General features: G+C 73.3%; 19 protein-coding genes and 1 riboswitch. Of the genes, 9 read left to right on the top strand and 10 right to left on the bottom strand.

Annotated features, from left to right (window positions below):
* Nucleotides 1-126: 126 nt before the first annotated feature.
* The 3 genes from P8A18_RS30650 to P8A18_RS30640 form a co-directional block, all read right to left on the bottom strand.
* Nucleotides 127-1,128, bottom strand: a complete 1,002-nt coding sequence (locus P8A18_RS30650) for an ArsR/SmtB family transcription factor (RefSeq protein WP_306059814.1) — start codon at nucleotides 1,126-1,128, stop codon at nucleotides 127-129.
* Between the two features lie 103 nt (nucleotides 1,129-1,231).
* On the bottom strand, nucleotides 1,232-2,500 hold the full coding sequence (locus P8A18_RS30645) for an MBL fold metallo-hydrolase (RefSeq protein ID WP_306059812.1): 1,269 nt from the start codon (nucleotides 2,498-2,500) through the stop codon (nucleotides 1,232-1,234).
* A 99-nt stretch (nucleotides 2,501-2,599) separates the two neighbouring features.
* Entirely contained in the window at nucleotides 2,600-3,040 is a 441-nt protein-coding gene (locus P8A18_RS30640) for a PPOX class F420-dependent oxidoreductase (RefSeq protein WP_018552413.1), read from the bottom strand.
* A gap of 222 nt (nucleotides 3,041-3,262) precedes the next feature.
* Between P8A18_RS30640 and P8A18_RS30635 the strand changes: the two genes are divergently transcribed.
* Nucleotides 3,263-4,471: a Glu/Leu/Phe/Val dehydrogenase dimerization domain-containing protein gene (locus P8A18_RS30635; RefSeq protein WP_306059809.1), complete on the top strand. Its 1,209-nt coding sequence runs from the start codon at nucleotides 3,263-3,265 to the stop codon at nucleotides 4,469-4,471.
* A gap of 90 nt (nucleotides 4,472-4,561) precedes the next feature.
* Nucleotides 4,562-5,152: a TetR/AcrR family transcriptional regulator gene (locus P8A18_RS30630; protein WP_306061246.1), complete on the top strand. Its 591-nt coding sequence runs from the start codon at nucleotides 4,562-4,564 to the stop codon at nucleotides 5,150-5,152.
* 52 nt (nucleotides 5,153-5,204) lie between these two features.
* Here the strand turns inward: P8A18_RS30630 and P8A18_RS30625 are convergent, their stop codons facing one another.
* Nucleotides 5,205-6,206 carry a DUF6745 domain-containing protein gene (locus P8A18_RS30625; RefSeq protein ID WP_306059807.1) on the bottom strand — a complete coding sequence of 334 codons (1,002 nt, stop codon included), beginning with the start codon at nucleotides 6,204-6,206 and terminating at the stop codon, nucleotides 5,205-5,207.
* Nucleotides 6,207-6,298: 92 nt separating this feature from the next.
* Nucleotides 6,299-6,625 carry a DUF8820 family protein gene (locus tag P8A18_RS30620; RefSeq protein ID WP_306059805.1) on the bottom strand — a complete coding sequence of 109 codons (327 nt, stop codon included), beginning with the start codon at nucleotides 6,623-6,625 and terminating at the stop codon, nucleotides 6,299-6,301.
* Between the two features lie 176 nt (nucleotides 6,626-6,801).
* On the opposite strand from P8A18_RS30620, the gene P8A18_RS30615 reads away from it, so the two are divergent.
* From P8A18_RS30615 to P8A18_RS30590, 6 genes are read left to right on the top strand one after another with little or no spacing between them, the layout of a single operon-like run.
* Nucleotides 6,802-7,749, top strand: coding sequence for an STM4015 family protein (locus P8A18_RS30615; RefSeq protein ID WP_306059803.1), 948 nt, complete (start codon nucleotides 6,802-6,804; stop codon nucleotides 7,747-7,749).
* Nucleotides 7,750-7,756: 7 nt separating this feature from the next.
* Nucleotides 7,757-8,728, top strand: a complete 972-nt coding sequence (locus P8A18_RS30610; RefSeq protein ID WP_306059801.1) for an STM4015 family protein — start codon at nucleotides 7,757-7,759, stop codon at nucleotides 8,726-8,728.
* On the top strand, nucleotides 8,709-9,854 hold the full coding sequence (locus P8A18_RS30605) for an STM4014 family protein (RefSeq protein ID WP_306059799.1): 1,146 nt from the start codon (nucleotides 8,709-8,711) through the stop codon (nucleotides 9,852-9,854). Before P8A18_RS30610 ends, P8A18_RS30605 begins: the two co-directional genes overlap by 20 nt.
* A 37-nt stretch (nucleotides 9,855-9,891) precedes the next feature.
* Entirely contained in the window at nucleotides 9,892-10,704 is an 813-nt protein-coding gene (locus P8A18_RS30600) for an STM4013/SEN3800 family hydrolase (protein WP_306061244.1), read from the top strand.
* On the top strand, nucleotides 10,701-12,056 hold the full coding sequence (locus P8A18_RS30595) for an STM4012 family radical SAM protein (RefSeq protein ID WP_306059797.1): 1,356 nt from the start codon (nucleotides 10,701-10,703) through the stop codon (nucleotides 12,054-12,056). Before P8A18_RS30600 ends, P8A18_RS30595 begins: the two co-directional genes overlap by 4 nt.
* A 7-nt stretch (nucleotides 12,057-12,063) precedes the next feature.
* A complete protein-coding gene (locus P8A18_RS30590; RefSeq protein WP_306059795.1) occupies nucleotides 12,064-12,948 on the top strand; it encodes an STM4011 family radical SAM protein in 885 nt (294 codons plus the stop codon).
* A 17-nt stretch (nucleotides 12,949-12,965) separates the two neighbouring features.
* Here P8A18_RS30590 and P8A18_RS30585 read toward each other — a convergent pair whose 3' ends face one another.
* The 3 genes from P8A18_RS30585 to P8A18_RS30575 all read right to left on the bottom strand — a co-directional run bounded on the left by P8A18_RS30585 (nucleotide 12,966) and on the right by P8A18_RS30575 (nucleotide 17,495).
* Nucleotides 12,966-13,820 (bottom strand): SGNH/GDSL hydrolase family protein, encoded by an 855-nt coding sequence (locus P8A18_RS30585; RefSeq protein WP_306059793.1) that lies wholly within the window; start codon nucleotides 13,818-13,820, stop codon nucleotides 12,966-12,968.
* Between the two features lie 182 nt (nucleotides 13,821-14,002).
* On the bottom strand, nucleotides 14,003-14,944 hold the full coding sequence (locus P8A18_RS30580) for a M23 family metallopeptidase (protein WP_306059791.1): 942 nt from the start codon (nucleotides 14,942-14,944) through the stop codon (nucleotides 14,003-14,005).
* 3 nt (nucleotides 14,945-14,947) lie between these two features.
* A riboswitch (cyclic di-AMP (ydaO/yuaA leader) is annotated at nucleotides 14,948-15,107 on the bottom strand.
* 291 nt (nucleotides 15,108-15,398) lie between these two features.
* Complete coding sequence (locus tag P8A18_RS30575; RefSeq protein ID WP_306061242.1) at nucleotides 15,399-17,495, bottom strand: alpha-galactosidase; 2,097 nt, start codon at nucleotides 17,493-17,495, stop codon at nucleotides 15,399-15,401.
* A gap of 214 nt (nucleotides 17,496-17,709) precedes the next feature.
* Here P8A18_RS30575 and P8A18_RS30570 point away from each other — a divergent pair, with 214 nt between their 5' ends.
* Entirely contained in the window at nucleotides 17,710-18,522 is an 813-nt protein-coding gene (locus P8A18_RS30570) for a tyrosine-protein phosphatase (protein ID WP_306059789.1), read from the top strand.
* 15 nt (nucleotides 18,523-18,537) lie between these two features.
* Here the strand turns inward: P8A18_RS30570 and P8A18_RS30565 are convergent, their stop codons facing one another.
* Nucleotides 18,538-18,714, bottom strand: a complete 177-nt coding sequence (locus tag P8A18_RS30565) for a DUF6126 family protein (RefSeq protein WP_306059787.1) — start codon at nucleotides 18,712-18,714, stop codon at nucleotides 18,538-18,540.
* Between the two features lie 42 nt (nucleotides 18,715-18,756).
* Entirely contained in the window at nucleotides 18,757-19,365 is a 609-nt protein-coding gene (locus P8A18_RS30560; protein ID WP_306059785.1) for a helix-turn-helix domain-containing protein, read from the bottom strand.
* Nucleotides 19,366-19,423 lie beyond the last annotated feature (58 nt).

Below are 19,423 nucleotides of genomic sequence, written 5' to 3'. Positions count from 1 at the left end.
GCGGGCCTCGCGTGCAGAAACGGCCGGGGTACGCGCGGCCGTGTGCGACGGCCCTCAGGGTCGTCCCGGTCCGGCCACGGGCGCAAGCGCCGAAAGCTGGGGCTTACGCGTGCGGGTGACGCGCCGTCACTCGGGGCCGTACTCCTCGGCGGCCAGCAGGGCGCGTCCTTCGGCGGTGGCCACGTGGAAGGACCGTCCGGCGCGGCGCACGGTGGTGACCAGGCCCGCCGCCCGCAGCACGTTGATGTGCTGGCTGACGGCGGGGTGGGTCACATCGAGGAGGCGGGCCGCCTCCACGGTCGAACAGCCGGTGCGGGTGGCGCGCAGGATGCCGGCGCGGGTGTGCCCGAGGAGCGGTCCCAGCGGCCCGGAGCCGGCCGCCGGGCGGGTGCCGGGGGCGGGGGCGGGTCCGGCCCAGTCGGCGCTGTGGTGGATGGGGTAGACCAGCACGGGCGGCAGGTCCCCGTCGGCCAGCGTGATGGGCGTGGGCCAGCAGAAGAACGACGGCTGGAGCACGAGGCCCCGCCCGCGCAGCCACAGGTCCTGCTCGACGGGATACGCCGCTTCGAGCACCGGCGCGCGCCAGCGGAACTGCGGGCCGAGCCCGGCCAGCAGCCCTTCCGTGCCGCCGTCGAGGAGACCGCGCAGCCGCAGGGCGCGGTCGGCGTCGATGTCCGCGTGCACGCGCCGCCAGTAGGGGGCCAGCGCCTCCCGCTGGTACGTGCGCAGGGCGCCGCCCAGCTGGCGCAGGGCCTCCGCGTCGCCCCCGGCCAGCGCGCCGAGCCACCCGGGCAGTTGTACGGGGGTGGCGAGGCGTGCCAGTTCGGCCCTGAGCCGCCCGCGCGGGGTGCTCAGCAGGACGTCGACGGACGCCTGGAGGGTGCCCCGGTCACCGGAGGTGGGCGTGAGGAAGTCCGGCGAGTAGCCGCGCGGGGGCAGCAGGCGGGAGAGGAGGCGCGGGCTGCTGGAGAGCCGGGGCCGCACCCAGCGCCGCCAGTCGCCGAACTCCCTTTCCCCGTCGCGCCGTTGGAGGGTCTGGACGCTGTTGCTTATCTCCCAGAGGAAGTCCGGCCCGGGAGCCACACGGACCCGCGCGAGGTCGTCGGATGTGAAGTGCACCCGCAGCATCGCCGCTCCCTGAGGACGTGACCGTCTCGTCGGCGGAGCCCGTGCGCTCTCTTCCCTGCCCGGCGTACGCCCCGCCCGCCCGTCCGGGGCGTACGCCCGGCCCTCAGGTCTGGGGTGCCCGGTCGCGGTCCCGGTCGAAACCGAGGGCGGTGGTGTCCGGTGCGTCGGTGCCCTGTACGTGGACCGGGGGCCAGTTGCCCCAGCCGGGCGCGGGCTCGGCGGCCACCGCACGCCACCAAGGCTCGACGGGCGGCGGATCGGCGGGCTCGAACGGCTGGCCGGGCCGCGGGGACGCCATCGTCACGCCGACGGACCGGGTGGCGCGCATGGACCATTCGGCGGGCTCGGCCCAGGGGTGCAGCGCGAGGTTGAACGTGCCCCAGTGGATCGGCAGCATGACTCCCGCCGCGGGGTCGTCGCCCTGGAGGTCGAGGTGGGCGCGGACGCCCTCGTCGGGGCTCATGTGGATGTCCGGCCACGCGCCGGGCTCCGGCATGCCGTCCGTGCGGTCCTTGGACCAGAACTGGCTGTACGCGCCGATCTGGATCATGGTGGCGTCGAACGGCCCGTGCTCGGCCCCGATGGTCCTGAAGCCGGGGAAGTATCCGGTGTCACCGCTGTGGTAGATCCGGTGCTCGGGTCCCGCGACCGCCCAGGACGCCCAGAGGGTGTGCTGCTGGTTGCGCAGTCCGCGCCCGCAGAAGTGGCGGGCGGGGGTGGCGGTGAGGTTGATCCCGGCGACCGTCGCGGTCTCGTTCCAGTCGAGCTCACGGAGCCGGTCGGGCGCGACGCCCCAGCTCTCCAGGTGGGCGCCGACCCCGAGCGGGACCGCGAAGACCGTGTCCGTGCGGGCCAGGGCGCGGATCGTCGGGAGGTCGAGGTGGTCGTAGTGGTCGTGCGAGATCACCACCACGTCGACCGGGCCGAGGGCCGCGAGCGGCAGCGGCGCGGGGTGCAGGCGCTTGGGCCCGGCGAACGCGAAGGGGGAACAGCGCTCCCCCCAGACCGGGTCGAACAGGACGCGCCGCCCGTCGATCTCGGCGAGCACACTGGAATGCCCCATCCAGGTGATCCGGAGGCCGGAGGCGGGGGGCTCGGCCAGGTCGGCCAGGGTCGTGGCATGGACGGGCACGGTCCCGGCGGGCGACCTGAGCACCCGCTCCTCCTTGCGGAAGTAGACCCTGGCGAAATCCAGCGCCGAGCCGGAGGGTCTGATACTCGCCCCGACCGGGTTCTTGAAGACACCGTCGGCGAAGTTGGGGGAACGGCGGATGCGCTCCATGCGTGCGCCGTCCGGGTCGGCCCCGAAGGCAGCGGGGCGCAGCGCACGCAGCCGGGTGCGGAGCGGAAGCCTGTTGTCAGCGCCGGTCACAAGATCTCCTGAGGGAGTCGGTGTCGTCTCATTATGGACAGGGGGCACGACAGTGCGAGAGCAGAACACCCAAGGGGATGGTGTTCCGCGCCTGCCGCCTTACCCACGTTGCTGTCCGTACACGTGCTCGACACGCAGTCGCAGGACGACGCGCCGGTCCCGGACCATGGCCGCGCGGTAGTCGTCCCAGTCGGGGTGCTCGCCCCGTACGTCCCGGTAGAGCCGGATCAGCTCCTCCACGACGGCGTCCCCGGGCTCGGCGGCCGGCCCGGACAGCTCGGCGGTGCCGTCCGCGACGGTCCAGGCCCAGCGGTCCTCCGTCGTGACGTGGTAGCTCGCCCGGGGGTCCCGGCGCAGGTTCCGGGTCTTCGCGCGGCCCTCGGTGACCGAGACCCGGACGATGTGCTCGTCGGGGTAGTAGAAGTGGTTGACATTGGACAGCTGGGGCCTGCCGTCCTTCTTGAGTGTGACCAGGACGCCGCTGTCGCTCTCGCCGAAGAGCCGGAGCAGCGCCTCCTGTCGTGCGTCGAATCCAGTCATGCCGGATCCAACGAGCGGGCCTCCCCCAGGATTCCGCATCCGGCACGCCGTCCCGCCCCTTCCCCTCCCCTCGCGGACACCGGCGCGTTCCGGCCGGCGGGCGGTGCGGCGGCGGACGCCGCGTTGACAGGGGCGACCCGGCATCCCAATACTGACCGACTGTTCAGTAATAGGGTCGGCCCGCCGACAGTGCCCGCCGACAGTGACCGAGGAGCACTCCCGATGACCACGCCCACGGTGTCCCCGCCCGCCCCGCTCATCTCGCTGACCTGGACCGACCACGCCACCGGCCATCAGGGGCACCTCGTCGTCGACCGGCTGGTGCGCGGAGTGTCCAGCGGCGGGCTGCGGATGCGGCCGGGCTGCACGCTGGACGAGGTGGCGGGGCTGGCCCGGGGCATGACGATGAAGGAAGCCCTGCACTTCGACGCGGACCGGACCGGGGCCCGCTACATCCCGCTGGGCGGTGCCAAGGGCGGCATCGACTGCGACCCCAGGGACCCGGCCGCCTATGGCGTCCTGGTCCGCTATCTGCGGGCGATGCGCCCGTACATCGAGAGTATCTGGACCACCGGCGAGGACCTGGGCCTCAGCCAGGACCTGGTGGACCGCGCGGCGGCGGAGGCGGGCCTCGTCTCCACGGTCCAGGCCGTCTACCCGCTGCTGGAGGACGAGGCCGGGGCCCGCCGCCGCCTGGCCGACGCCTTCGCCGTCGAGGTCGACGGCATCGGCCTGGACGAACTGGCCGGCGGCTGCGGGGTCGCCGAGGCGGCGCTCGCCGCGCTGGACGCCGGCGGTGTCGCGCACGGCGATGCCAGGGTGGCGCTCCAGGGCCTGGGCACGATGGGCGGGGCGAGCGCCCGGTTCCTGTCCCGGGCCGGGCTCAAGGTGGTCGCGGTCGCCGACATCAAGGGCACGATCGCGAACCCGGCCGGGCTCGACGTCGAGGCGCTGCTCGCCGCCCGGGACGCGCACGGCACGGTGGACCGGGCGGTACTGCGCCCCGGCGACCGGGAACTGCCCGCCGGTGCCTGGCTCGTCCAGGACGCGGAGGTGCTGGTGCCCGCCGCCGTCTCCTACGCCGTGGACGCCGCGAACCAGGCCGGGATCACGGCCCGCTGGGTGGTCGAGGCCGCCAATATGCCGGTGCTGCCCGAAGCCGAGGCCCTGCTCGCCCGGCGCGGGATCACCGTGCTGCCCGACGTGGTCGCCAACTCCGGTACCAACGCCTGGTGGTGGTGGACCCTGTTCGGCGACATCGGCGCCGACGCGGACGAGGCGTTCGCCCACATCCGGCGCTCGATGCGGGCCCTGGTCGGCCTGGTTCTGGCCCGTGCGGAGGCGGACGGCTGCACGCCCAGGGCGGCGGCGCACGCGGTGGCCGCCGACCGGCTGCCGGTGATGGCCGAGCGCTTCGGCTGGTACCGCTGACCGCTCGGGCAGCCCCGCGACCCGCCCCGTGTATCCGGCGCCCGGACGGGCATTGGTTAGGGTGACGCCGTGGCAAGAGTGCGGTTGGGTGTGGCGGAGCGGCGCGAGGAACTGCTGCGCGCTGCCGTCGAACAGATCGAGGTGCGGGGCGTCGCCGCCGTGCGCATCGCCGATGTGGCGTCCGTGCTCGGCGTGAGCAACGCGCTTGTGCTCTATCACTTCTCCACCAAGGAGAAGCTGGTCGCGGCCGCCTTCGCGCATGCCGCCGAGATCGACCTCGCCCATCTGCGCAAGCTGTTGAGCCGCCGCACGACCGCCGTACGCAGGCTGCGCGCCGCCGTCCGCTGGTACGCGCCGACGGGCCAGGCCAAGGGCTGGCGGCTGTGGATCGAGGGCTGGGCGGCCTCCCTCCGCGATCCGGCGCTGCGCAATGTGGCCGGCGATCTCGACCAGCAGTGGAAGGCGGAGCTGGCCGAGGTCATCGAGGAGGGCGCGGCGGCGGGCGAGTTCCTCTGCGACGACCCGATGTCCGTGGCCTGGCGGCTGACCGCCCTGCTGGACGGGCTCGCGGTGCAGATGGCGTCGTACGCGGGTCCGCTGTCCCGGGCCACGATGCTGGAGTGGACCGAGCAGGCGCTCGCCCGTGAACTGGGCATCGACCACGAGGCCCTGACCGCCTGACGGCCCACGCCCCTGGGCGGGGCACGGCCGGGCTCTCTCCTTTCCGGCGCGGTCAGGTCTGCCGCAGCGGCGCGTAGGTCTCGCCGCTCAGTCCGAAGGTCCAGGCGACGCCCGCCCTGGCGGTCCTGGTCGTGGGCGGCACCCGCAGCCAGTACGTGCGGTGGGTGCCGTCCGGTTCGGGTGTCGAGTTGACCACCTCCACCATGACGACGTCCTCGTCCCCGGCGAGCGCGATCCGCCAGAGGATGCCCGTCTCGTCCCGGTGGACCGGTTCGGCGCCCGACTCGGTGAGGTAGCGGTCGTAGCCGTAGTACTCCAGCATCACGCGGCGCAGCTCCGCGTTCTCCTCGGTGCGGATGCGCCGGGGCGTCAGCGCGGACAGTTCGTCGAGGAAGTCCGGCGGGACCGGCATGCCGCGCCAGGCGTACAGGGCGAAGCCGTCGGGGTAGGAGAGCGCCGGTCCGTCGCCCCGGTCCAGCCGGCCCGCCTCGTCGCGTCGCAGCACCTGGGGGCGCTCGCTGATCACGGCGACGCGCTCGTAGGGCCACCACCAGCCGGCGTTGCGCGCCACCGCCGCCAGCCCGTCGAGCCGGTCGCCCCGGCCGTCGAACGCGGCGAGCCAGGCCGCGTCATGCTGCCCGAGGACCGCGTCGAGCAGGAGGAGCCGCACCCGGGACTCCGCGTCCGGGTCCCCGCCGAGGTCGGCCACCACCCCCGCCCGTATCCGCTCGGCGAGCCCGGCCGTGGTCTCCCAGAGCTGGGCGCCGGTGGCGGACCAGAGGGCGGACCAGCCGGCCGGGCCCAGCGCGTCGTACACCCGGCGCCGCTCCTCCGCCCAGGGACGGGTCCTCACCTCGTCGCGGACGGAGCGGCCCGCGTCCGCCAGCCCCGCCACGGCCTCGACGGCCGCCCTGGGCGAATCGGCCCAGACGATTTCCTCCGGCCCGGCGAGGCCCGCCGCCCGGTAGGCGAGCCGCACCCCGTCCTCGGCCGCCGCCCGGTCCGCCGCGCCGGTCGCCGCCGCCACGGCCCGCCAAGAGTCCACGTACTGCATCGGTTTCCCCGTCCCCTGTTCCGCTCTGTTCCCGGCCCGGTCCTCCCGGGGCCGGCCTTCAGGTCCTGCTGCCGCGCCCGTCCCGCCGTCGCTCAGTCCGCGACGATACGGACCGCCCCCGGCGCGTACTCCCGCTGGCGCACCACGCGGAACCAGCCCTGGGGCAGCGGGATCGTGGCGTGCTCCTCGTGCACCACGCGTCCGCCTTCGGGGAGGTGGAGCAGCATCGGGCCGAAGACCCCGCCCTCCCGGATCAGCCGTCCGGGGCCGGGCACGGCGTGCGCGTGTCCGGTCACCTCGCCGAGCGCGAGCACCAGACGGCCCCGCGCGTCGCGCAGTTCGCCCGGCGCCTCCAGGAGGTGCGCGGGCACCGCCGACTCCTCCAGAGCCATGATCAGTACGTCGCCCTGCCGGTACACAGACCTCTCCCCTCCGTGTCGGCACCCGCTGTGCCGGTCACATCGAAAACGCTACGGCGGGGGTCTGACAATCGGCTGCCGAGCCGTCACGGGCGGGGCCGGTCGCCCCGCTGTCAGTGGGGCTTGATAGACCTTGCGGACATCAAATCCGTCGCTGTCATCAGGAGCTCAGGGCCATGTCCGTGGACCACCTGCACGCGTTGCTGGGCCTTCCGGCCGTCGATTTCCAGTCCGGCTCGGACGGCGGCCCCCGGCCCGCGGCCGACGCCGCCGCCTGGCGGGTCTCGATCGACGCGTACGAGGACGAGGGGACGTGGGAGGAGGAGTTCGACGCCTTCCTGGCGGAGGTCGATCCGGCCGGCGTCCGCGCCCTGATCATCGGGCAGTGGGGCGAGTCGTACGAGGAGACGTCGTCGTACCCCATCGGTCTCGTCATCGCCGCGGCCGGCCGGCTGACCTCCCTGGAGGCGGTGTTCGTCGGGGATCTGACGATGGAGGAGGCGGAGATCTCCTGGATCGAGCAGAGCGACGTCACAGAACTGCTCGGCGCCTTCCCCGCGCTGGTGGAGCTGGGCGTGCGCGGCGGGTCCGAGCTGGTCTTCCCGGCCACGCGGCACGAGCGTCTGAAGGCGCTCACCATCGAGACGGGCGGGCTGCCGCGCGAGGTGGTGCGCGGTGTCATGGACAGCGAACTGCCGTCGCTGGAGCGGCTGGACCTGTGGCTCGGTGTCTCGGCCTACGGCGGCGACGCCCATGTGGCGGACCTGGCGCCGCTGCTGTCCGGTACGCGCTTCCCCGCCCTGCACCACCTCGGCCTGCGCAACAGCGAGATCCAGAACGAGATCGCCGCGGCCCTCGCCCCGGCCCCGCTCGTCGCCCGCCTGCGCACCCTGGACCTGTCCTGCGGCACGCTCGGCGACGAGGGCGCGGCCGCCCTTCTGGAGGGGCAGCCGCTGACCCACCTCGACGTCCTCGACCTGCACCACCACTTCCTCACCGAGCCGATGGAGCGACGGGTCACCCAGGCACTGGAGCCGCACGGGGTGCGGGTGGACCTCTCGGAGCGCTGCGAGCCGTGGGACGGCCGGGGCGCCGCGGGCCGCTACGTCACGGTCGCGGAGTGATGACGCGATGACCGGAATCGATCACCCCTGCTCCTTCCATGGCCTGCCCGTGTTCACCCTTCCGGCACCGGGTGACGACGGCGGGCTGCCGGACACGCTGCCCGGAGCGGACTCCATAGCCTGGCGGCTGGACTGTGCCTGGGACGGGCCGGAGTTCCCCGTGCTCTGGCAGCACTTCCTGGACACGGTCGACCCGGCGGCGGTCCGGGCCCTGCTCATCGGGCCCTGGTGGTCGGAGGAATACAGCCCTCTGAGTCCCGTGGTGGAGCTGATCGCCGCGGACGCCGGCCGTTTCCCGGCGCTGCGCGGCCTGTTCCTGGCCGATGTCGTGGGCGAGGAGTGCGAGGTGTCCTGGCTCCAGATGTGTGACATCACCCCGGTGATCGAGGCGTTCCCCCGCCTGGAGGAGCTGGTGGTGCGCGGCGGTGGCAGCGGGCTGAACGAAGAGACCCTGGAGCTTCGGCCGGTGCGGCACGAGGCGCTGCGGTCCCTGCGGTTCGAGTCCGGCGGCCTGCCCGGCCAGGTCGTGCGCGCGGTGGGTTCCTGCGAACTGCCCGCGCTGGAGCGGCTGGAGCTGTGGTTCGGCTCCCAGTGGTACGCGGGGGACGCCACGGTGGCGGATCTGGCCCCACTGCTCTCCGGCGGTGCCTTTCCGAGGCTTCGCCGTCTCGGGTTGCAGAACAGCGAGATCCAGGACGAGATCGCCGCGGCGGTCGCCTCCGCTCCGGTCGTCGCGCAACTGGAGTTCCTGGCGCTCTCGATGGGCACCCTCAGCGACACGGGCGCCCTGGCCCTGCTCGACGGCCAGCCGCTCACCCATCTGTCCGGTCTCGACCTGCACCACCACTACCTCACCGACCCGGTGATGGCGCGCTTCCAGGAGCTGTGCGACCGCGAGGGCGTCCACGTCGACCTCGCGGAGGCGGACCACTGGGACCCCGATGACGACGAGCCCCGCTATGTCGCGGTCAGCGAGTAGCGGGCCGCCGCGTCTCGCGGTCGTCGGCAATCCGGGCAGCCGTCGGGTGACCCTCTTCCAGGACGCGGTGGCGGCCGCCGGCCTGCCCGCGGCGCGCACGGTCTCCTGGCTCGACGTGCTGGACGGCGGTGCGCGCTTCCTGCCCGGGGAAATCGTGCGGATCGAGTCGCCCGGCGAGGACGCGGAGGTGGACCGGCTGCTGCGGGACGCCGCCGACCCGACGAGGGTGGAGGGTTCGGCGCTCTGGTACGCCCGGTTCACCGCCGCGGTACGCGAGGTGGCGCGGGCCGCGGCCGAGGCCGGGGCCGGGCTGCTGGACGACCCGGCCGACATCGCGGTGCTGTTCGACAAGCGGCTGTGCCACGGCGTGCTGGACGCGGCGGGGGTGCCCGTCCCCGCGTCCCCGACCTCCGGCCGGGCCGCGCCCCCGGTGCGGGGCTGGGACGACGTGCGTGCGCTGATGGCCGGGCACCGCATGCCGCGGGTGTTCGTGAAGCCGGCGCACGGGTCGTCCGCGTCCGGCGTGCTCGCGGTGGAGACGGCCGGCGGCGGCCGGGTCCGGGCGGCCACCTCCGTCGAGCGGGACCCAGCCGGCCGCCTCTACAACTCGCTGCGGGTGCGCCGGTGCACGACGGAGCGCGAGGTGGCGGCGATCGTCGACGCGCTCGCCCCGGACGGGCTGCACATCGAGCGCTGGCTGCCCAAGGCCGCGCAGGGCGGCCGGGTCGCGGATCTGCGGGTCGTCGTGGTCGACGGCCGGGCCACCCACGCCGTGGTGCGCACCAGCCGCTCCCCCATGACCAATCTGCATCTCGGCGGCGCGCGCGGCGACCTGGACCAGGTCCGCGCGGCCGTGGGGGCGGCGGGGGCCGACTGGGGCAGGGCCCTGGCCGTCTGCGAACAGGCGGCCCGGGTCTTCCCGGACACGCTGTGCGTCGGCGTCGACCTGCTGCCCCTGACCGGCTGGCGGCGCTTCTCCGTCGGCGAGGTCAACGCCTTCGGCGATCTGCTGCCGCGGCTGACCGGCCTGCCCGGCAGCGGAGCCGAGGGCCTGGACACCTACGCGGCGCAGGTCGCCGCCGTACTGAACCGAGCAAGGAACACCCGTGTCACCCCTGCCCCCTGAGCCCTCCCCCGGCGTCGCGGACGCCCCGGACCCCGACATGAGCGAGGTCGTGGGCAGCCACGACCTGCTGCTCGTCACCCTGGACACCCTGCGGTACGACGTGGCGGCGGAGCTCGCCGCCGCCGGGCGCATCCCGCATCTGGCCCGCCACCTGCCGGGGGGTGCCTGGGAGGAGCGGCATGCCCCGGGCAGCTTCACCTACGCCTCCCATCAGGCGATCTTCGCGGGGTTCCTGCCCACCCCCGCCACGCCGGGGCCGCATCCCAGGCTGTTCGCCGCCCGGTTCGCCGGCAGCGAGACGACGGCGGAGCGCACCTTCGTGTTCGACACCCCGGACCTGGTCTCGGGACTGGCGAAGGAGGGGTACCGCACGGTGTGCGTCGGCGGTGTCGGATTCTTCAACCAGCGGGGGCCGCTCGGCTCGGTGCTGCCGGGGATGTTCCAGGAGGCGCACTGGGAGCCGGAGTTCGGCGTCGCCTCGCCCACCTCGTTCGAGGCGCAGGTGCGCAGGGCCGAGCAGGTGGTCGCCGCGCTGCCGCCCGGTCAGCGGCTCTTCCTGTTCGTCAACGTCTCCGCGCTGCACCAGCCGAACTGGTTCCACCGCGCCGGGGCGACCCGTGATGCCGGGGACAGCCGTGACACGCACGCCGCGGCCCTGGAGTACGTCGACGCGCACATCGGCCGGCTCTTCGCCGCCGCGAGCAGCCGCCGCCGCGCCTTCGCCATCGTCTGCTCCGACCACGGCACGGCGTACGGCGACGACGGCTACACGGGTCACCGGCTCGGCCACGCGTCCGTCTGGACCGTTCCGTACGCCCATTTCTTCCTGGAACCGGGGACCGCACGATGACCACGCCACAGACCGTCCGCCCGTACCAGAGCTATGTGTACGCCTATCCGCACAAGACGGCGTACCGCCCGCTCGCCGAAGTCCCCGGCGGACGGCCGGCGCTGAGCGAGCTGTGGGCGGGGGAACGCAAGGACGCGCTCTCCCTCTATCTGCACATCCCGTTCTGCGAGGTCCGCTGCGGGTTCTGCAATCTCTTCACCCGGATCGGCGCGCCCGGCGAGCCGGCCTCGCGGTATCTCGACGCGCTGGACCGGCAGGCGGGCGCGGTGCGGGACGCGCTGGGCGACGGGGAGCCGGTCCGGTTCGCCGCGGCGGCGTTCGGCGGCGGCACGCCCACCTTCCTGGAGGCCGGGGAGCTGGAGCGGCTGTGCGACATCGCCGAGAAGCGCATGGGCGCCGATCTGCGGTCGGTGCCGCTGTCGGTGGAGACGTCCCCGTCGACCGCCACCGCCGACCGGCTGGCCGTCCTCGCCGAGCGGGGCACGACCAGGATCAGCATCGGTGTGCAGAGCTTCGTGGAGGCCGAGGCCCGCGCGGCGGTGCGCCCGCAGCGCGCCGCCGACGTCGAGCGCGCCCTCGGCCTGATCCGGGACACCTCCATACCCGTCCTCAACATCGACCTGATCTACGGCATCGACGGCCAGACCGAGCGGAGCTGGCGCACCTCGCTGGACACGGCGCTGCGCTGGCGGCCCGAGGAGCTGTATCTCTACCCGCTGTACGTGCGTCCGCTGACCCCACTGGACCGGCTCTCCGCCGGTGCGGCCGACCCGGCCTGGGACGAGCAGCGCCTGCGCCTCTACCGGGCCGGCCGCGACCACCTTCTCGCCCGGGGCTACGAGCAGGTGTCGATGCGGATGTTCCGTCGCGCCGACGCCCCGCGCACGGACGGCCCCGACGACCACGCCTGCCAGACCGACGGCATGATCGGCCTGGGCTGCGGCGCCCGCTCCTACACCTCGCGCCTGCACTACTCCTTCGACTACGCGGTGCGGATGGGCGAGGTGCGCGGGATCATCGACGCCTACACGGCCACCGCCGACTTCTCGCGCGCCGAGGTCGGGCGGTACACCGACGGGGACGAGGCGCGCCGCCGTCATCTCCTCCAGTCGGTGCTCCAGGCCGATGGCATGCCCCTGTCCGGCTACCGCGAGCGGTTCGGCACCTCCCCGTACGAGGACTTCCCCGCGGAGCTGGCCCGGTTCGAGGCCCGGGGCTGGCTGGACGCGGCGGCGCCGGCCGAGGGGCTGCTGCGGCTGTCGTCCGAGGGGCTCGCGTACTCCGACGCGCTGGGCCCCGAGCTCTTCTCCCCCGCCGTGCGGGCCGCGATGGCCGCGTACGAGCTGAAGTGAGTCATCCGTGGACCTGACGATTCTCTACCGGGGCCCGCTCGCCTCGTGCGACTACGACTGCCCGTACTGCCCGTTCGCCAAGCGGCGCGACAGCCGGGAGCAGTTGCGGGCCGACCGGGCGGCGCTGGAGCGGTTCACGGCGTGGGTGGCGGAGCAGACCGGGGACCGGATCTCGGTGCTGTTCACGCCGTGGGGCGAGGGGCTGGTGCGCTCCTGGTACCGCCGGGCGATCGTGGAGCTGGCCGGGCTGCCGCAGGTGCGCCGGGTCGCGATCCAGACGAACCTCGGCGGGCGGACACGGTGGCTGGCCGAGGCGCCCGCGGCGGCCCGTGAGCGGATCGCGCTGTGGTGCACGTACCACCCGGGGCAGACACCGTACGAGCGTTTCCTCGCCCGGTGCGCGGAGCTGCGGGACCTCGGGGTGCGCCACAGCGTCGGGGTGGTGGGGCTGGAGGCCCATCTCGGTGAGGCGCGGCGGCTGCGCGCGGCCCTGGCGGACGAGGTCTATCTCTGGGTGAACGCCGCCGAGGGACACACCTACACGGACGAGGAGGCCGGCCGGTGGACGGCGATCGACCCGCTGTTCCCGTACAGCCGTCATCCGCACCGCTCGGCGGGGCTGCCCTGCCGGACCGGTGAGTCGGTGATCTCGGTGGACGGGAACGGGACGGTGCGCCGCTGCCACTTCGTCCGGGCCGAGCTGGGCAATCTGTACGACGGCAGCTACCGCCGGGCGCTGGGGCCGAGGGCCTGCCCGCTCGCCGTCTGCGACTGCCACATCGGCTATGTGCATCTGGAGACGCTGCCGCTGTACGACGTCTTCGCGGGCGGGGTGCTGGAGCGCGTACCGGCCGCGCTGCCGCTGTCCCCGGCCGCCGCGGCGGGCGGCTGAGGACAGCGACGGTTCTGTCAGAGCGGCAGCAGGTCCGGCCGCTTCGGCTCGACGTGGTCCCCGGAGGACTCGCCGCGCAGCCGTCGTCCGATCCACGGGACGAGGTATTCGCGCGCCCAGTGGATGTCGTCGCGCCGGACCTCCAGGGTGCCGCGCGGGGGCTGCGGCGGCCATTCCTGGTCCGGGTCGGCCGGCACGTCGAGTCCGAGGACCTGGGCGGCGCGCAGCGCGACCCGGGTGTGCCCCTCGGGCGACAGATGCAGCCGGTCGCCGTCCCAGGCGCGCCGGTCCTGCACGGAGCGCAGCGACCACAGGTCGAGCACCGGGCAGTCGTAGCGGTCGGCGATGGCCCGTACGTGGGCGGTGTAGGTGGCGATCTTGCCGCGCAGATGGCGCAGCACGGGCACGCCACGGGTGTCGAAGCCGGTGGTGATCATGACGGTGCCGACCGAGCCGGTCAGGTCGGCGACCGCGCGCTCGAAGCGTTCGGCCACGTCGTCGGGGTCGGTGCCGGGCCGGATGATGTCGTTGCCGCCGGCGCAGAAGCTCACCAGATCGGGGGCGAGTTCCTTGGCGCGGGGCACCTGCTCCTCGACTATCTGGTCGAGGAGGCGTCCTCGTACGGCGAGATTGGCGTACCGGAAATCCCCGTGCGCGGGAACGGGTGAGACCTCGGCGTCCGCTGCCGTGCCGGGTTCCGGGAGCCGGTCCGCGAGAAGGACCGCGAGCCGGTCGGCCCAGCCGACGAACGTTCCGTCCGGGCCGGGGTCGCCGACTCCCTCGGTGAAACTGTCGCCAATCGCCGCGTACGACCCGATGGCGCCCTGTCGGTTGATGACGCCCTGTTGGATGTTTCTCGAATCGTCTGCCACAAGCGCATATCCTGCACCCCTTAATGTGACCTACGCGACCGTAATAAGGGGTTGACGGGTGGTGAGATAAACCACCCGGTCAGGTTTCGGTAAAGGGGGAATAAGCAGAGGGGCGGTGCGCCGCCGCGCACCGCCCCTCTCTGTCCTGCCGCGGCCCGGTTCAGCGGGCCGGTCCTGCTGGATCAGACGTTGATCCCGTGCGACGCCAGGTAGGCGATCGGGTCGATGTCCGAGCCGTACGCCGGGCCGGTGCGGACCTCGAAGTGGAGGTGCGGGCCGGTGGCGTTGCCGGTGGAGCCGGAGAGGCCGATCTGCTGGCCCGCGGTCACGGTCTGGCCCGCCGAGACGGAGAGCGAGGACATGTGGCCGTACTGCGAGTAGTGGCCGTCGGCGTGCTTGATGACGACCTCGTTGCCGTAGGCGCCGCCCCAGCCGGCGGTGACGACGGTGCCGGAGGTGATGGCCTTCACGCTGGTGCCGGTGGCGACGGGGAAGTCGATGCCGGTGTGGCTGCCGCTGGACCAGCTGGCGCCGGAGGCGCGGTAGGCGGTGGTGTGGTTGCCGGGGACCGGGTGGACGTAACCGGAGGCGTTGTCCTGGGCGGCCGGGGCCTGGGCCTCCTGGGACGCGGAGGCGCCGGAGGAGGATTCGGAGGCCGTGGTGGTCTTCGTGCCGGTCGTCTTGGCCTCGGTCTTCGGGGCGGCCTTCGCCTCCGTCCGGGCGGGGGCCTTCGACGGGGTGGTGGAGGCGGTCGCGGCCGACTTGGCGCCGAGCGTCAGCTTCATGCCCGGGAAGATCAGGCTCGGGTTCTCGCCGACGACGTCGCGGTTGTCCTGGTACAGCTTGTGCCAGCCGCCCTTGAGCTTGTGCTCGGCCGCGATCTTCGACAGGTAGTCGCCGGAGACGACGGAGTAGGTGGTGGTGCCGGCGCTCTTCGCGGACTTGGCCGGGGTGCTGTGCGCGGCGGCCGACTTCGAGGTGGCCGGGGCGGCCTGCTCCGCGGCGTTGGCACCGGTGGCGCCGAGCAGCGGAAGAGCGATGACGGCTCCGCCGGCGCTCGCGGCGACGACACCACGGGCGATGGTGCTGGACTTGGGACGACGGTGCTTACCCGAAATGGGCATGAAGGGTTTCCTCTCCGGCGCCTGCGAGGTGAGCTGTCGGGTTCGGGCTGGAGATGCCCGGCCGCGGCTGGCGCGGCTTCACCCCTAGCCGGCCGGTTCTCCCGGTCGGCGGCTTACCTGGTTCCCCCGCTCCTGCCACACGGTGAGTGGGTGCGAATTCCGGACGGCGGCAGGATTGGGCGTTCCATCCGGATTGACATGGAACGTAAGCGAGCCGGGACGGCGGAAACAAGCCACGGGTTCCGCCCGGGATTCGGCACCGGAAATTCGGCGCGGAATTCCGGTCACACTCCGTGGATTACGGATCTTGGCTTTCCGCGCGGCATACGGACTACCCCACCGCACCGCCACCACACACCGTCACGGATATGATCCCGCTCACGAGCGGGTGATCATCTCCCTTGCAACCGGGGCATGTTCGGCAAAACGCCACATTACGGACATGCCGTAGCCGTCACCCACGCCGCAGCCGCAGCACCCGCGCGTCCAGGTCCCCGCTCAGCCCGGTGCGCAAGCCGTGGTGCAGCAGCACCGAACCGTGGTGCGCGGCCCCCGTGTCCAGGCAGGTGTACGTGGCCTCCGGATCGAGACCGCGCAGCCGCAGGGCCGGCGGCTCCTCCCCGTACCGCTGGGCATGGAGCCACATCAGTACGACGGTGTCCGCGCCCCGCACGTACTGCACGGCGCCGAGTCCGCTGTCCGGCGCGCGCAGCCGGTACAGCTCCCCCAGCTGCACGACCGGGCGGATCTCCTTGTACAGCTCCACCCACCCGCGCGCCTCGTCCAGCTCGGCCCCGCTCCACTCGGTGAGGTCGCCGCCGATCCCCAGCACCCCGGCCATGGCGCTCACGAACCGGAAGCGCAGCGAGGAGAAGCGGCCGTTCAGCTGGAGGTTCGGGCTGTCCGTGACCCAGGCCGCCATCACCCGGGCGGGATGGATCTGCCCGAAGCCCTCCTGGATGGCGAGGCGGTCCAGCGGGTCGGTGTTGTCCGACGTCCAGACCTGGTCCGTACGGGAGAGGATGCCCAGGTCGACGCGGCCGCCCCCGCCCGAGCAGGACTCGAAGGCGACTGCGGGGTGGGCGGCGCGCAGCCGGTCGATCAGCGCGTACAGGCCGTCCACGTGCTCGGTCCAGAGCCGCTGCGGGTAGTCCGCGCCCGGCCAGCCCGCGTCCGAGAAGCAGCGGTTGAAGTCCCACTTCACATAGTCGACCGGCGTGGTGGACAGCAGCGCGTCCAGCCGCTCCCACAGATACGCCCGCACGTCCGGGCGGGCCAGGTTCAGGACCAGCTGATTGCGGAACTCCGTCCGCTCCCGCCCGGGGAAGTGCTGCACCCAGTCGGGGTGGGCACGGTAGAGATCGCTGTCGGGATTGACCATCTCGGGCTCGACCCAGATCCCGAACCGCATGCCCAGCCCGTGCACATACCGGGCGAGCGGGCCGAGCCCGTCCGGGAACCGCTCCGGGTTCGGCGTCCAGTCGCCGAGCCCGGCCCGGTCGCTCACCCGCTGCCCGAACCAGGCGTCGTCCACGACGAACAGCTCGACGCCCATCGCCGCCGCGCGCTCGGCGAGGGCCCGCTGCTGGTCCTCCGCGATGTCGAACCGGGTGGCCTCCCAGGAGTTGTAGAGGACCGGGCGCGGCTCGGAAGCGTCGGGGATCACATGGGCGAGCTGCCAGGCGTGCCAGGCGCGGCTGGCCCCGCCGAAGCCCGCCGCGCTCCACAGTCCGGCGAAGACGGGGCTGGTGTACGACCGACCGGGCGCGAGGCGCAGCAGCCCGGAGTCGTCGTAGCCGGCGCCGCCGGTGATCTGTACGAGCCCGTCGGGCAGCCGCTGTACGGCGATGCGCCAGGACCCGGACCAGCCGAGGGCGCAGCCGTAGACCTCGCCGTTCTCCTCGGTGGCCGCGCCGTCCGCGTCCAGGGCGAGCCAGGGCAGGCCCTGGTGGCCGGTGTGGCCGCGCCGGCTGGACAGGAGGTGTTCCCCGTACGCCAGCTCGGTGCGCTCCAGCTGGGTCTCCGCCGCCCAGCGGCCGTGCAGCCGGCTGAGCCGCCAGCCGTCGCGGGCGGGCGGGGACCAGGCCGCCGCGTCGGCGCGGAGCAGTTCGACGGGCGGGCCGTCCGGTCCGGTGTGGGTGAGCGTGGTCCAGCGCTCGATGACGTCGGAGTCGTCGCGCATCCGGTAGTGCAGGGTGATCGCGAGGCGGTGCAGCGGATCGTCGAAGGAGATCCGCAGCTCGTCGCCGTCCACGGCGTCGCCCGTGAACACCCACGCGGTCCCGCGCACCTCGTCGGTGCGCACCGAGAGTGCGGGGCGCACGAACCGCGGGCCGCCCTCCACCGGGTACTCCTCGCGGCCGTCCAGCGGGGACTCGAAGCCCCGGCCGGGCGGCGCGGGTGCGGCGGCCAGGGCTTCGGCGGCGGCCAGGGAGATCCGCGGGCCCCAGTGCAGGTGCAGCAGCTCGTGCCGGCCGGTGAGATGCAAGGCGTAGCTGCCGCTCGCCCCGGTCAGCAGCCAGGTCCGGCCCCGGTCGCCCGTCTCGATCATCGCGCCCCCGTCCACGTGCCACAGATTCACACAGTTCCGCACATCATCGACCGCGCGACGAGGGAGGGCAACGCCCCGCACACGGAAAATCGCACCCCGTCCACCGCCGGAGGGAGGCGCCGACCGAGATGATTGCCCCTGGAACCGATGTCGTATCGTCACGGGCGTGGGCCCGTCGGCGACAGGCGCCGGGGCAGAGCCTCCAGGAGTGACCGTGACGCAGCAGCTGCCGCAGACCCCGCCGACGGAGCCCGTGCTGGCCGGTGTCCGCAACTTCCGGGACGTGGGCGGACTGCCCGCCTCCGACGGCCGTCGGGTGCGGTACGGAAGCCTCTACCGCAGCGGCCACCTGGCCCACGCCACGGCCGAGGACACGGCCTTCCTCACCGGTCTCGGCCTGCACACCGTCTTCGACTTCCGCAACGCGGCGGACCACAAGCTGGACGGTCTCGACGTGGAGCTGCCGGGCGTGCGCAATGTGAGCATCCCGCTCAGCGACCCGGCGGACGGGGCCGAGTTCTGGCGGATGGTGCGCGACGGCGACATGGACGAGCTGCGCTCGATCCTGGCCGACGGGAAGGGGACCGGCCGCATGGTCGCCTCCTACCGCGCGATCATCCTGGACCGCACGGCCGAGCACAGCCGGGTCCTGCACGCGCTGGCCGAGGACAGCGTGCCGGCGCTGATGCACTGCGCGGCCGGCAAGGACCGGGCCGGGCTCTCCATCGCGGTGACGCTGCTGGCGGTGGGTGTCGGGCGCGAGGCCATCGAGGCCGACTACCTGAAGTCGAACGACGCGCACCGCCGCTACCGGGTCCGGCGCAGCGACACCTCGCCCGCCGGGATGTCGCCGGAGGTGATGGAGCTGCTGAACCCGCTGTTCGGCGCGCACCCCGACTACCTCGCCTCGGCGTTCGCGACCATCGACGAGACCTGGGGCGGCACCGACCGCTACCTCTCCGACGGGCTGGGGCTCGCGCCCGCCACCCTCGAACGGCTGCGCGAACGGCTCCTCGACGAGGGCTGAGCGCGCCGGGCGGGCCTACTGGTTGTGCATCCCCACCGCGAACAGCAGGTAGAGGAACCCGGCGATGACGTGCCCGGCCACCAGGTAGGCGAACAGCCGGATGACGAGCCCGCGGGGCATCTTCTTCTCGTGCGTGTCGGCGCCCGCCCGTTTGGCCGGGGTGAGCGGGTCGTAGTTCTCGGAATCGGACATGGCCGGCCTCTCTGGCGGCCGGGGGCGCCGGCCGCGGGACGTCTAGCGACGGTGGACTGCGCTGCCGAGACACAGCTCGGCGGCGGAGCTCTGGAGCAGGGTGTGGACGAAGAGCAGCTCCGAGCCGTCCGGCTCCGGGGCCACGATCCGGTGCGGAGTGAGCGAGTCGAAGTGCGCGCTGTCCCCGGGGGCCAGGTCGTGCACCGTGTCACCGAGGGTCACCCGCAGACGGCCCGCCAGGACGTACAGCCATTCCTCGCCGGGGTGGACGCGGACCAGGTCGCCCTGGGCTCCGTACGGGACGCGGACGCGGAGCGCCTGCATGGCCCGGCCGGAGCCGCCGGCCTGCTGGTACATCCAGCCGTTGGCCGCAGCGCCCTCGAAGGGGCGGCCTCGGACGATCGCGTCACGTTCCGGGGGCATCTCGCCGAGCAGCTCGGAGACCGTCGTACCGTAGATCCTGGCCAGTTGCAGCAGCATCGGCAGCGAGGGCTGGCGCCGGCCCGTTTCGAGCCGGGACAGGTGAGCGGGCGAGAGCCCGGCGCGCTGGGCCGCGGTCTCCAGGGTGAGGCCACGGCCGCGGCGCAGGTCGCGCAGGCGTGGGGCGACGCCGGGGAGTTCCTCGGCCACCTGGTCGTCCGGAGGGTTCATGCCTCCATTGGGCCAAAGTCTTTCCTCGGAGGCAAATTTCTTGCCTCCGAGGCAAGAA

The sequence above is a fragment of the Streptomyces sp. Mut1 genome (assembly GCF_030719295.1).
Lineage (GTDB): Bacteria > Actinomycetota > Actinomycetes > Streptomycetales > Streptomycetaceae > Streptomyces > Streptomyces castrisilvae.
Note: the sequence above shows the minus strand (reverse complement) of the source record. Positions and strands in the feature narration are given on the sequence as shown.

What these genes read in the sequence shown, in the direction of transcription:
- P8A18_RS30640 (WP_018552413.1), bottom strand. Translation starts at nt 3,040, where the DNA reads ATGACTGGATTCGACGCACGACAGGAGGCGCTGCTCCGGCTCTTCGGC.
- P8A18_RS30615 (WP_306059803.1), top strand. Translation starts at nt 6,802, where the DNA reads ATGTCCGTGGACCACCTGCACGCGTTGCTGGGCCTTCCGGCCGTCGAT.
- P8A18_RS30635 (WP_306059809.1), top strand. Translation starts at nt 3,263, where the DNA reads ATGACCACGCCCACGGTGTCCCCGCCCGCCCCGCTCATCTCGCTGACC.
- P8A18_RS30650 (WP_306059814.1), bottom strand. Translation starts at nt 1,128, where the DNA reads ATGCTGCGGGTGCACTTCACATCCGACGACCTCGCGCGGGTCCGTGTG.
- P8A18_RS30575 (WP_306061242.1), bottom strand. Translation starts at nt 17,495, where the DNA reads ATGATCGAGACGGGCGACCGGGGCCGGACCTGGCTGCTGACCGGGGCG.
- P8A18_RS30610 (WP_306059801.1), top strand. Translation starts at nt 7,757, where the DNA reads ATGACCGGAATCGATCACCCCTGCTCCTTCCATGGCCTGCCCGTGTTC.
- P8A18_RS30560 (WP_306059785.1), bottom strand. Translation starts at nt 19,365, where the DNA reads ATGAACCCTCCGGACGACCAGGTGGCCGAGGAACTCCCCGGCGTCGCC.
- P8A18_RS30580 (WP_306059791.1), bottom strand. Translation starts at nt 14,944, where the DNA reads ATGCCCATTTCGGGTAAGCACCGTCGTCCCAAGTCCAGCACCATCGCC.
- P8A18_RS30605 (WP_306059799.1), top strand. Translation starts at nt 8,709, where the DNA reads ATGTCGCGGTCAGCGAGTAGCGGGCCGCCGCGTCTCGCGGTCGTCGGC.
- P8A18_RS30625 (WP_306059807.1), bottom strand. Translation starts at nt 6,206, where the DNA reads ATGCAGTACGTGGACTCTTGGCGGGCCGTGGCGGCGGCGACCGGCGCG.
- P8A18_RS30595 (WP_306059797.1), top strand. Translation starts at nt 10,701, where the DNA reads ATGACCACGCCACAGACCGTCCGCCCGTACCAGAGCTATGTGTACGCC.
- P8A18_RS30600 (WP_306061244.1), top strand. Translation starts at nt 9,892, where the DNA reads ATGAGCGAGGTCGTGGGCAGCCACGACCTGCTGCTCGTCACCCTGGAC.
- P8A18_RS30565 (WP_306059787.1), bottom strand. Translation starts at nt 18,714, where the DNA reads ATGTCCGATTCCGAGAACTACGACCCGCTCACCCCGGCCAAACGGGCG.